Here is a 12939-nt window from a genome sequence, read left to right as displayed (position 1 = left end):
TAATACTAAAAAGTAAAGTTATCATTATTTTCTTTAAATATAAAAATCTTGTGACAAAAATCACTTAAACACCATTTTAAGCTCAATAATAAACAAACCATTATTATGATTTTTTATTAATACCACCCAGATCACAAATGTGACTAAATGTAAGATGTCGGTCAAATTATGAACCCTTTATTATTGTATTACAAAACTACATAACTACACTAAACATCAAACAACAACATAATAAGGACGTTACATGAAAAAGCTAATTTTACCTCTTGCTATCGCCGCTCTCTTTACTAACTTTTCTATCTCAGCAAAGACCTTAACACTTGGCCATGCAATGTCATTAGACAATGCAGCTCATAAAGGCATGGTTATCTTTGCTGACAAAGTAAAAGAAAAATCGAATGGGGATCTTACGGTCAAAATCTTCCCAAATGCGCAACTTGGTTCAGAGCGTGATCAAGCAGAACAAGTTGTAACGGGTGCAATTGATATGGCAAAAATTAATGGTTCATTGGCGGAATCATTCGAACCTACATTTAAAGTGATTTCTATCCCATTTTTATTTAGAAGCCCTGAACACATGCGTTCATTTATGCGTAGTGATGCTGCTGAAGAATTACTTAACTCTAGCAAAGGTAAAGGATTTATAGGGCTAACTTTTTATGACTCAGGTTCAAGAAGCTTCTATGCTAAAAAGCCCATTAAAACTCCAGAAGACCTTGCTGGTTTAAAAATTCGTGTTCCAGAATCTCCTACCATGATGAAAATGATCAGCTTGCTTGGTGCTAAAGCTACGCCACTTCCATTTACAGAAGTATATACTGGCTTACAACAAGGTGTTATCGATGCAGCGGAAAACAATGTTTCTAGCTTAGTTGAAATGCGCCACAGTGAAGTTGCTAAGTTCTACTCAATGGACCAACACACCATGAGCCCAGACTTGATCATTATTTCTGAAAATACTTGGGCAAATCTAAGCGATAAAGAACGTAAAATCATGAAAGAAGCAGCGGCTGAATCTTTAGAAGAAGAAATTAAAATATGGGATCAAACTGAAAATGCCAACATTGAAAAAGCGAAAAAAATGGGCGTAACGTTTGTTGAAGTAGATAAAGCCAAATTCCAAGAAAAGGTAAAACCTATGTTGGATGAGGCGAAAAAAGATCCAAAACTTAGCTACTTCATCGATAAAATCCAAGCGATTAAATAATTCAACATCGTACTTTTATCATGTTTGCTCTATTGAGACTTTGACAACACTATAGCCGAAGTCATTGGAACTGCGGTAAGGCGATAAGTGAAAAAACACCGTCAACTTATCTGCAGTTTCAACTCCCTAACCTAGGAGCAGACAGCTTTTGATAGTATTAAGGAACGCCTATGTTTGTTCTGCTTAAAAATATAAGATATTACCTAGATAAATCCATATTAATTTTTTGCGGTTTTGCATTACTAGCTTTAGTTATTACGGTGACTTGGCAAGTATTTAGTCGGTATATTTTAAATGATCCAAGTTCATTTACTGATGAATTATCACGTTATTTAATGATTTGGTTAGGTCTATTGGGTGCCAGTTATTTATTTGGAAAAAGAGGCCACTTAGCGATTACGTTATTAGCGGATAATATTTCTCCCCAAATGAACACTGCGCTTCAACTCTTTATCAATTTTCTTACTTTATCTTTTGTTTCTCTTGCCATGTTAAAAGGTGGCTGGGCATTAATTGGCCGTACTATGCAGCAATTCTCCCCTGCTTTACAAATTCCAATGGCCTACGTGTATTTTATTTTACCCTTGTCCGGCGTTCTAATTGTTTTCTATTTAATACTCAACATTTTAGAACCTTTTATTAAAGAATCTCACTAAGGTCCCGTGAATATGGATATTTCTGTTGGCTTTTGGCTGTTATGCCTATTTTTAACCATGATTGCACTCAGTGTGCCGATTGCGATTGCAATTGCGATGTCTTCACTGGTGATCATGTACACCATTCTTCCTTTTGATGTCGCTTCAATGACGGCTGGGCAAAAGATTGTCACTGGAGTTGATAGCTTTAGTTTACTGGCTATTCCATTCTTTATTCTGGCAGGCAACATAATGAACCGAGGCGGTATTGCAGGTCGGTTGATTAACTTTGCTAAATTGTTAGTTGGCCGTCTTCCAGGGTCACTTGCTCACGTTAATATTTTATCCAATATGATGTTTGGCGCGGTATCTGGCTCGGCGGTTGCGGCAGCAGCAGCGGTAGGTAAAACCCTTGCACCTGAAATGAAAAAAGAGGGTTACGACAATGCGTACTCAACAGCGGTTAACGTTGCCTCTTGCCCTGCTGGCCTACTTATTCCACCAAGTAATTCATTGATTGTCTTTTCCGTAGTCAGTGGTGGTACTTCGGTTGCCGCTCTGTTTATTGCTGGTTACGTACCTGGTATATTAATGGGTTTAAGCTGTATGGTTGTGGCTTATATTATTGCTAAGCGCAAAGGTTATGATAAACACGCTATCGAGCGTCATACCTTAAGACAAGTGACCTCTATTGTATGGCAAGCTGTGCCGAGTTTAGGTTTAATCTTAGTGGTTATCGGCGGCATTATTGGTGGAGTATTTACCGCAACCGAAGGTGCTTGTATCGCGGTACTCTACTCTTTTGTTTTGTCATTGTGTTATCGAACGATCAGTTGGCAAGATATTAAACAAATCAGCATTGAAACCACAGAAATCACGGGCATCATGTTGTTTATTATCGGTGCTTCTACCATCATGTCTTGGGCAATGGCATTCACTGGCCTGCCGGGAATGATCAGTGATTGGATGTTGTCTATTTCTGATAATCCGATCATTATTTTCCTATTAATGAATCTTATTTTATTAATTGTTGGCATGTTCATGGATTTAACCCCTGCGCTGCTCATTTTCACCCCCATCTTTATGCCAATCGCGGCACAGCTGGGAATGGATCCGATTCATTTTGCCATGATGATTATCTTTAACTTATGTATTGGTATTGCCACCCCACCGGTTGGTACCGCTTTATTCGTCGGTTGTAGTGTCAGTGGTGTCAAAATTGAAAAAGTGATTCGAGCTATTCTTCCATTCTGTAGCGTGCTAATTATCACCTTATTGCTGATTACCTTTATTCCAGCATTAAGCTTATTCTTACCGAAATTCTTTGGCTTAATTCATTAATAATTAGAGTGTTATAGAGGTGCCCATTATTAAAATTATTCTCCCTAGTTAAATGTAATCTAGGGAGAATAAAAAGTTTTAAAAAGTGATTTTGCGCTATTTTCCCTTCCGTAATATGTGACAAAACTCACCATCCCACCTTTTGTATTATTATAAGATTTTACAATCTAACTATTAATTAGATATCTGTACCTAAATATAAAAAACAATTAAAACATAACGTTAAATAAGGATAGAAAATGTTAAAAAAATTCCTCTGCATGTCGGTTATCTTAGGTTGTTCAGCAAATTCAATGGCGCAAGCCACTCCTGTACCTGCTGACAAGTTTGACATGATGAACTGGAAAATTACCGTTCCAGAAGACAGGGATAAAAACGGTAAAATTGATGAAATTGAAGGGGTGGCAATGTTTAGCTATTCAAACCCTGACTATTTCTTTTTAGATGATGATGGCAATATGGTTTTTCAAGTACAAAATAAAGCTATTACTACATCAGGATCATCAAATGCACGTTCTGAATTACGCCAAATGTTAAGAGGAACAGACTTAAATATTGGTGTAAAAGATCCACTAAATAACTGGACTATTGCAGCAAACCCTAATGCCGATAAATTTGGCTCTATCGGTGGCAAACTTGAAGCAACATTAAAAGTAAACCATGTAGCGACTCATGCTAATCAACCTAATAAATACCCTGCTTATTCTGTTGTAGTCGGTCAAATTCACGCAAACAAAGATCCAAAAATGATCGAAGCGAAAACTGGCTTTGGTTACGGTAATGAGCCATTAAAAATCTTCTACAAAAAATGGCCAGGACATGAAAATGGTTCTGTATTCTTTAATTACGAGCGTAACTTAGAGAAAAACGATCCAAACCGTACTGATATTGCTTACCCAGTTTGGGGCAATACTTGGGAAAACAAAGAAGATCCTAAAGATGCTGGTTTAGCACTGGGTGAAGAATTTAGTTATATTGTTGATGTTGAAGGTAACATTATGCATTTAACATTCACTTCGAAAAACCACAAGACAGTTGAATATAAAATCGATCTATCTAAAAACTTGAAGCCTGACGGCACAGTAGATGAGAAAGACAACCCACGTGGCTACACGGAAGATTCTTTCTACTTTAAAGCTGGCGCATACGGTCAATGCAGCGTAAAAGATGATGACGGTTTCTGGTCTCCTGGTTGTGCAGGTACAGGTGACTTCGCCACTGATGTCAAAAATGGTGACTACAACAGCGTGACTTTTTCTAAACTTGAGCTAACATCGTTTAAAAAGTAAAACCATTTAAGATATAAATCAAAAGCCAATAACGGTGTCGGTATTGGCTTCTTTGTTTATTGGGAAGTATCAACTTAGTAACGCCAAAAGAGTAAATCCCTATTGGCTACTGAAATATTTACGAGCAGAAATTCCAAACACCAGAAACACAAAACCTCTCAAAAAAAGAGTGTTATTAATCAGATATATATTGGAATTATGTAACTTTTGAAAGGTTACTATAAGATTTGGAGCGTGCGGCGGGAATCGAACCCGCATCATCAGCTTGGAAGGCTGAGGTAATAGCCATTATACGACGCACGCTTACTGGGTAAGCTGTCTTTGGAAGACGGAGTTACTATGCCACAATCGAGAGAAAAAAAAAGCCCTTTTATGCACATTTTTGTTTAAGTGCGCACAATATAATCAAACGGTTATAAATATATCTCTTTTATCGTGGGTTATCTGTCCTCTACAACTAAGAACACAAAAAAATCCGAGCTATTTGGCTCGGATTTTCACTATTAAGGACTAAATATTCGTAATAATTGAACTTAATGCTTAAGCATCTACACCTTTTGGTGGTAAGAAAGCTTGTGTTTCAAGCGCATCACCTACCCACTTCTCAACTTTTACTAGTGCTGAGTTTGCTGCACAGCCATTAGAAAGACGAGAAGTCGGAATATCCAATGTCAGTACATTTGGACCACCATTACGACAAATACCTAGCTTAGGGTCAAAGTCGGGCCATGCGCCTTCATGGATACATACCGAACCTTGCTTAATGCCGTCAGTCACATCAGCACCCGCTAGAACTTGGCCTCGTTGGTTAAACACACGAACAATATCGCCTGTTTTAATGCCGCGTTTTTCTGCATCGGCTTTGTTGATTAAGATCGGCTCTTTACCGGCAATCGCATACTCTTTACGGATGTCAGCATAGTTGAACTGACTGTGTAAACGGTACGCTGAGTGCGCAGTCATTAATTGTAGCTCACCTTCTTTAGCAGAACCTGTATATTCAGTAGGCTCTAACCATGTTGGATGTGCTGGGCAGTCTGGCAAGTTATAGCTTGCAAGTGTTTTAGAGTAGATTTCAATCTTACCACTTGGCGTACCTAGCGGGTTCATAGTTGGATCTTTTCTAAACTCAGCGTAACGAACAAACTGAGCATTTTTCTCGTTCCACTTCATTTCAATGTACTGATTTTCTTTCCAGAAATGTGTGAAGTTAGGCATAGGCACACGAGAGTTACGACCGCCTTTTTGCGCAATTTTGTAGAAGTGATTTAGCCACTCCATTTCATCACGTCCTTCAGTGTAAACGTCACGACCTCCTTTAAATAAATATTCAGAAAGTTCAGAAAACACTTCAAAATCACTTTTAGATTCAAACTGAGAAGGTATAGCTTGTTTCATTGGTGATAAGAATTGACTACTGTAATCACCCACCATTACCACATCATTTCGCTCGAAGCTGGTATTGATTGGTAATACGATATCAGCGTGTTTCGCGGCTGCTGTCCAATAAATTTCAGAAACGACAGAAAGCTCAAGTTTTTGCCATGCACGTATTAAACGGTTGGTATCTTGATGCTGAGTAAAGTTACCGCCACCAGACCACCACACCATTTTGATATCTGGATAAGTTAGGGTATGTCCATTGTGCTGGTACTGCATTCCTGGGTTTTCTAATGCCTCAGTAATACGAGCAACAGGAAGCGCATTTACTACCGAACCACCATTTTTTAACCAAGAGCTTGTCGAGTGACCACCATTTGTTGATGATTCATTAATCGTAGAGGAAATAGAGGGTAAAATACCCGCATCACGCGCTGGATTACCACCATTTGAGTAATGGTAAGAGAAACCAAAGCCACCACCAGGTAGACCAATTTGACCAAGCATTGCTGCAAGGGTCACGATCATCCAGTGACGTTGCTCACCAAATTGTTGACGCTGTATACCCCAACCGGCCATTAACATGGTACGGTTTTTAGAGAAGATATCCGCTAGCAGTTCGATTTGTTTCGCCGGTACGCTTGTAATTTTTTCTGCCCATGCAGAATCTTTTACTACGCCGTCTGTTTTACCCAACAAGTAATCATTGAATTTATCAAAACCGTGAGTGTATTTTTCAATAAACTCAACATCATGTTTATCATTTTTCACCAACGTATGAGCCACACCCATCGCTAATGCCACATCGGTCATTGGATGTGGAGCAATCCACTGTGCATTATCTCCAAAAAACTCAATGGTTTCTGAGCGAATTGGATCAATAGCAATTACGGTCTTTCCAGATTTTTTTAGCTGGTGGAAGAACTCTAACCCTTGACCATCATTGGCTGTCCAAGCTACCTGTAAAGTATTTAGAGGGTTCATGCCCCAAAGTACAACGACATCAGAATGCTCTAATACCACTGGATAGGTGGTTTGTTGTTCATATACTTCAATCGAACCAACTACGTATGGCATGATCACCTGAGCAGCACCCGTAGAGTAGTCACCTAGTGATCCAACATAGCCACCCGCTAATCCCATATAACGCTGCAATAATGTACGTGCATCATGCAAAGCACCACTTGAGTGCCAGCCATAAGAACCTGCAAAAATACCTTCCGGACCGTAAGTCTTACGAATACGGCCGTGTTGTTCATTGATAAGCTTATAAGCTTCTTCCCATGACACGCGAACATATTCGTCTTGTCCACGAACACCTTCAGGATTTTCTGGGTTAGCTAAATAGCCTTTACGTACCATTGGGTACTTAACGCGAGCCTTAGTATGAACTTGAGATGGGCCAGTTTGTTGAAGATGGTTAACCACTGTTTGAGGCAGAGCATTAGTCGTGTTCACCAATTTTCCATCTTGTACTTCTGCTAACAAAATCCCCATGCGTCCAGCAGTGAGAACTTTACCATCGGTACGTCCAATTTTCGGTTCTGTCGCAAAAGCTGGCATAGGTTGAATTGATGCAATCGCCAATGCACCAGCTGTTGCACCTGAGCCTTTTAAAAACCTACGGCGTGAAATTCCAGACATACTCACTCCTTATTCTTGTTCTTTAACAACGTCTTTTGCGTTGTTTTGTAAAAATTTAGTTAGGATTTCTAGGTTAAGATCCGAGATATCCGTACGACTTCCCATGCTTTTCGCAACCGGGCCCCATGCATTCACAGTAAAGTGATTTGGTGGGATTTTCGCATGACAAGTAGAGCAATATGTACTATCTAGTTTTTCGCCGTATTCCCATAAAGGTTTATTTGAATCAATAACCGGTGCATTAATTTCACCCGTTAAGCTAGCAGTACGCCATTCGTTTCCATATTCATCAGTCGAAGACTCACCAAGTTCTAACGCTTTTTGACCTTCTTCTGTTAAAGACGCCAAAATTGAACGCTGTCCATTACCAAGGTAAATCACCGATTCCGCACCTTTCATTTGGTAACCAAATACGGTAACCGTACGCTTATCACCTTCTGTTTTGCTCACTTTTAATTCAACGGTAGGGTTAATCGTGGCTAATTCACCCATCTGAATAAAATCAAGTGGATAAACGGTTTCTGCATTACTTGGCGTTGATTTAGCAATGTCATATAAATGATTGAATGCAGATGTATCCAGTTTCATTTGTGGTGCGATATGAGCGACTCCTTTATGACAGTCAATGCAGGTTTGACCATCTTTTTGTGCAGCAATGTGCATTTCACGCGCACCTTTAGGTTGATCGTAAAGTTCCATGGCATTGAAGCTATGGCAACTACGACAAGTTGCAGAGTCATTCGCTTTTAATTGATCCCAAACCGTTTGCGCCATTTCTAAACGGTGTTCTTCGTATTTTTCATCAGTATCAATTTTGCCAGTGACAAACTCATGATAGATGTCTTTTGAGGCACGAATTTTAGTCCATAGATAATCGACAGTATTGTGGGTAGGAATATGACAATCGGCACATTCAGCTCTCACACCTTTACTATTACTGAAATGAACTGATCCTTGGTACTCATGAAGAGGTTTTTCCATAGTGTGGCATGAGACACAAAATTCAGTAGTTGAGGTGGCATGAAGCACCGCTTGAGTTCCCCCAAAAGTGATCCAGCCAATTACCACACCGATGATCACGATAATGGCAATAGATGTTTTTTTCATAATTATTTTCCTTATTTGCCCACAAGTTGGTTTCACAACGATGCGAATCTACCACTAAAGGATAGGTTCAGAAAGAAATATTTAGCAAATTTAATATTAAATTTTCTTAAAATGCTTTTTTATAAGTAACTGTTATTACTAAGATTAGCTTAATACCCATAAAATGGTTAAGTATTTAAAAAGTCAAACTATAAGTCTTCACTTTTCCCATTCAAAAAAAATAAATTTTTTAACATCTAGCGATCATTTTTTACATCAATAACTGGACAATTTCACGCAGGTAATTTCAAGTAAGTTGTACATTGCCTCTCAGCCTTATTATTGATACTTTCAACCTTCATACATAATCGCTGACAAAGTATTACCATGCGCTTTCTAAACAAACATAAATACACGCTCTGCGGCGTACTCGCTATTCTACTGTGGAGCTCTCTTACCGCTTTAATTCGTGATATATCCGAATTATTTAGTCCAACCGCAGGCGCGGCGATGATCTATTCCGTGAGTACGATATTTCTGTTCGTAGTAATGGGCGTGCCACATCTTAAAAAATTTCCCAAACGGTATTTAATGGTAGGCGGGGTTTTATTTGTTACTTATGAAATTTGCTTAGCTCTATCACTCGGTTTAGCTGATAGCCGTCGACAATCTATGGAAATGGCGATAATCAACTACCTATGGCCCGCATTGACTATTCTACTCAGTGTGATTATTAGCAATAAGAAAGTGAATTTTTTGATCTATCCAAGTATTGCACTAGCCTTTGTGGGGGTGGCGTGGTGTATATCGGGCGATCAAACATTATCCATGAAACTTATCAGCCAGAATATTGCTGGTAATCCTATTCCATACCTACTCGCTTTTTCGGGTGCGATAATATGGGCGGTCTATTGCACCGTCACCAAGAAGATGAGTAATGGTCAAAACCCTATCTCACTATTCTTTATGGCAACAGCTATCTCCTTATGGATAAAATACGCCTTCAGCACAGAACTTAGCTTAACTTTTACTTGGGGAAGTAGTATTACGGTGTTAATCGCTGGGATAACCATAGGTTCAGGCTATGCTTTATGGAATCACGCCATTGTCGGCGGCAACATTATTTTGCTAGGAACGCTGTCTTATTTTATTCCTATCTTCGCGACGTTATTTTCTGCCGTGTACTTAGAAGTCAACCTCAGCCACTCATTTTGGCAAGGTGTTGCATTGGTCACTTTTGCTTCGCTAATGTGCTTTTTCATTACTCGAGAAAAGCGTGTAAAGCGATAGAAATATTAGCGGATATTAAAAAGGCTTAACTGGAGAGTTCGAGTTGCGGATAAGCAGTACAGGTCTTACCCGCAATGCATCACTACCACTCTTTTTTACAACTCAACCAACAACGTTTGGCAAAGTGAAGAAATGCTTCAAAGTTATTACAGTGGGTTAATGAGGAAATTGCTTTTGAATCCATAAAAGTGACAAACAATTCATATAGGCCCATCGCCTCTTCATAATCCTCTTGTTTTATTGCAAACAGAAAAATCAAGTTCGCTTTATGATTATTGCTCCACTTTATTCCTTTTTCAGAAAAGACAGTATAAACCTTAGTTTCATTGGCCATTAAACCAACCGAATGCGGAATCGCAATCATGTCACCCAACATGGTCGGTGTGATATTTTCTCGCTCTACCACGGAGTCATGAAATTCTTTCGGAACAATACCGTCTTGTTCAAGCTCATCACATAGCTGCTTTAACAGCACCTGTTGTGAAATTGGCTCGCTAATATGCTTGAAATAGCGATCATCAAAAAAACACTCTAAAATATAAGGTGGTGTTCTATACGTTTGAATATGCTTATTAATTTGATCTATTTGAAAAGGAGTAGGAACCGACGTTATAAACAATACTGGTTTATTTTTTTGTTCTAATTTTTCCGTTGAAATAACAATGTCGGCCTGTATATGTGGCAAACGTTGATATTCCTGAGAAGAATAAACGGCCATCATTGACAATTGTGGTAATTGCTTTTTAAGTTGAGATTCGATTAAACGTACAATTGATACCCCAGAGTTGCACACCAAAATAGCGGTAGGTGTATGTTCTACCTCTGCTGCATAATTTCGCTCAATTCCAACCCCTATATGCATCACCAAATATGCTAGTTCGCCATCAGGGATCCGATATGGCCCTCTCCACTGAGCGATAGCCGCTGCCGTCATATCATAAGCCATGGGATAGTAACGCTTGATATGATCAACCAGTGGATTAGGCAAGGTGATTTGATATTTAACACGCAACATCATGGTGGTTACATGACTAAGTAGATCTTGATGCAGCTTTCGATCTTGTCTTAAATCATAACAATAAGTATCACTGATAAATTTCAACAAATAACCGATAAATTGGTATGGCTCACTTGAGGGCTGTAAATATGAAGTGTTCGCGCCGATAACTCGTCGTGCAGCAATTTGAATACACAAATAATCCACTTCTTTTGCTAATGTCCTTTCAGACACATATTGAGAAAGAGCCTCTGCCAACTCTTTTCCCGCGAGAATAGCTTCAGCACTTATCTCAGGGAATTCAATATCATAGATAATATGGTCAAGTTTTATTCTATGTAGCGCGATTCCACAATACGCTTGTAAATGATGAAGCCCTTCATCGGTTAAATGAATATTATTCTTCTGAAGAATCGACAATATGGTGTCTTGCAACTGTGGTGTATTTATTTCCGGAAAAAAGTTATCACAAATGTTCGAAAAGACTGGATCGGTCGGTTCAATATTAAATAAAACATGTGCGATACAGGCGCGAATTGCCTGCTCATTCCCGTGCAGAGTTAGACCTTGGAATGCTTTACTTTCCACTTCCAAACCATACTGATGAAAAATATCACGAACTTCAGCCATATCAGCTTGTAAAGATGTTCGACTCACAAACCACTGATTGGCTAAATCATCAAGCTTGCACTCTTGTTCTTGCAATAGTAGGCACATGCTTAAATGTAGTATGCGTTCTTTTGCATTTCTCGGAGACTTACGCATCTGTTGATTTTGTTTTGACAGGTCTTCGTAACGTACAGCGTCAAAAATATCGAGCTGATAACCTTTATGTCTTTGATGAGTAATCTGAGCACCATAAGTAATCAAAATATCATTCAAAGCAGACACATCGGTCCGAATCGTTCGGGTTGAGATTTTGCAGCGATCGGCCAGTTCCTGTTGAGTTAAAACTGAGGCTTGAAGTGCCTCAAAAATTTGATTTAAGCGAGGGTAAGGAAATTGTATCATTTTAGACCCAACAAAATAGAAACAATACCCAAGCAATCTCAACATAGATTGGCTTGAGTATAATAGCGTACAGCCAATAAAAATGGCTTCAAAAGGGTGGAATAGCCTTTTCTACCATCAACCTTTTAATTATTTTGCATGATAAATTAAATTGTTGACCTTATAAACAACAAGGCTGGCTTCGCTCGCCAAACCTTGCTATTCCTATCGTTTTAAATAGATATTTACCGATGTGTATCTTAGTTTTCACATAAAATACACATCAATTACGGCATCAATCTTATCCTAGTAACCTTTTAACGATAGACAATAATGTGTGAACATCTTCTGGACGTGTATTACCCGTTTCTTTATCAATAATTGAACTATAAATATGTGGGATAATCTTTGTTACACCTGCATCAAGTGCGATTTGCATGATCTCTTCAAAGTTCTCAAGATCAATCCCGCCAGTTGGCTCTAACCAGAAGTCATTATCAGCACATACTTTCGCAATATGAGCAAATTCTTCACGGGTGTCTAGTCCTCCCATAGGGAAGAACTTAACTGAACTCCCCCCCATGTCTTTTAACATTGCCACAGCCGTATCAGCAGGAACGATACCATCGCATTTTTGTGAGCTTAATGGTCCAGTAGACACTTTTACCATTCCAACCGTTCCAGTTGGTGAAATTAAACCATTAATGATACTTTGATCCTGACCACATAACGCACGACTCGTTGCGACACCAGTAAAAACCTGGTTAATATGTTGTGGTTGTAGGTGCTGAGAAATTTGAGACACCATCATCGACTGGTTTGGATCACCGGCTCCTAGACCAACCGAAACCGCGTTGTTGATCACATCACTGTATTCTTTCATTGCTTTAACTGCGGTATCCACATCAGGATAGTTCTTAGATAAAACCCCAACAACCACATGGCCTTCTGCAGCTTCATAAATGTCTTTGGCATTTTCGACTGAACCCGCTAATACATTCAGGCACACACGATTTTTATAAAAATTGGCTTGTAAGCTCATACTACACTCTCTTAAAAAGATCTTATCAATTCATTATG

The 12939-nt window shown here is 39.0% G+C and carries 9 protein-coding genes and 1 tRNA gene; 5 read left to right on the top strand and 5 right to left on the bottom strand.

Annotation, left to right across the window (positions count from 1 at the left end):
* Positions 1 to 244 precede the first annotated feature (244 nt).
* The 4 genes from ACE3G9_RS09280 to ACE3G9_RS09265 all read left to right on the top strand — a co-directional run bounded on the left by ACE3G9_RS09280 (position 245) and on the right by ACE3G9_RS09265 (position 4472).
* Entirely contained in the window at positions 245 to 1207 is a 963-nt protein-coding gene (locus tag ACE3G9_RS09280; protein ID WP_417879942.1) for a TRAP transporter substrate-binding protein, read from the top strand.
* A gap of 179 nt (positions 1208 to 1386) precedes the next feature.
* Positions 1387 to 1863: a TRAP transporter small permease gene (locus ACE3G9_RS09275; RefSeq protein WP_417879955.1), complete on the top strand. Its 477-nt coding sequence runs from the start codon at positions 1387 to 1389 to the stop codon at positions 1861 to 1863.
* 12 nt (positions 1864 to 1875) lie between these two features.
* Positions 1876 to 3183: a TRAP transporter large permease gene (locus tag ACE3G9_RS09270; RefSeq protein ID WP_417879941.1), complete on the top strand. Its 1308-nt coding sequence runs from the start codon at positions 1876 to 1878 to the stop codon at positions 3181 to 3183.
* Positions 3184 to 3443: 260 nt separating this feature from the next.
* Positions 3444 to 4472 carry a polysaccharide lyase family 7 protein gene (locus ACE3G9_RS09265; protein ID WP_449218996.1) on the top strand — a complete coding sequence of 343 codons (1029 nt, stop codon included), beginning with the start codon at positions 3444 to 3446 and terminating at the stop codon, positions 4470 to 4472.
* 228 nt (positions 4473 to 4700) lie between these two features.
* Here the strand turns inward: ACE3G9_RS09265 and ACE3G9_RS09260 are convergent.
* The 3 genes from ACE3G9_RS09260 to ACE3G9_RS09250 all read right to left on the bottom strand — a co-directional run bounded on the left by ACE3G9_RS09260 (position 4701) and on the right by ACE3G9_RS09250 (position 8603).
* Positions 4701 to 4775: transfer RNA gene (locus tag ACE3G9_RS09260), tRNA-Gly, on the bottom strand.
* Between the two features lie 237 nt (positions 4776 to 5012).
* Positions 5013 to 7496, bottom strand: a complete 2484-nt coding sequence (locus tag ACE3G9_RS09255) for a molybdopterin guanine dinucleotide-containing S/N-oxide reductase (RefSeq protein ID WP_417879933.1) — start codon at positions 7494 to 7496, stop codon at positions 5013 to 5015.
* A gap of 9 nt (positions 7497 to 7505) precedes the next feature.
* Positions 7506 to 8603: a NapC/NirT family cytochrome c gene (locus tag ACE3G9_RS09250; RefSeq protein ID WP_417879932.1), complete on the bottom strand. Its 1098-nt coding sequence runs from the start codon at positions 8601 to 8603 to the stop codon at positions 7506 to 7508.
* 366 nt (positions 8604 to 8969) lie between these two features.
* On the opposite strand from ACE3G9_RS09250, the gene yddG reads away from it, so the two are divergent.
* Entirely contained in the window at positions 8970 to 9872 is a 903-nt protein-coding gene (gene yddG / locus ACE3G9_RS09245) for an aromatic amino acid DMT transporter YddG (protein ID WP_417879931.1), read from the top strand.
* A gap of 82 nt (positions 9873 to 9954) precedes the next feature.
* Here the strand turns inward: yddG and ACE3G9_RS09240 are convergent, their stop codons facing one another.
* Both ACE3G9_RS09240 and dagF read right to left on the bottom strand, forming a co-directional pair.
* Complete coding sequence (locus ACE3G9_RS09240) at positions 9955 to 11880, bottom strand: BglG family transcription antiterminator (protein ID WP_449218981.1); 1926 nt, start codon at positions 11878 to 11880, stop codon at positions 9955 to 9957.
* Between the two features lie 280 nt (positions 11881 to 12160).
* The gene (dagF, locus tag ACE3G9_RS09235; protein WP_417879929.1) at positions 12161 to 12901 is read right to left on the bottom strand and encodes a 2-dehydro-3-deoxy-phosphogluconate aldolase; all 741 of its coding nucleotides are present in this window, start codon (positions 12899 to 12901) and stop codon (positions 12161 to 12163) included.
* Positions 12902 to 12939 lie beyond the last annotated feature (38 nt).

It is taken from the genome of Vibrio sp. E150_018 (genome assembly GCF_053544035.1).
The sequence above is the reverse complement of the archived record's forward strand: the minus strand, read 5'-3'. Positions and strand labels throughout refer to the sequence as shown.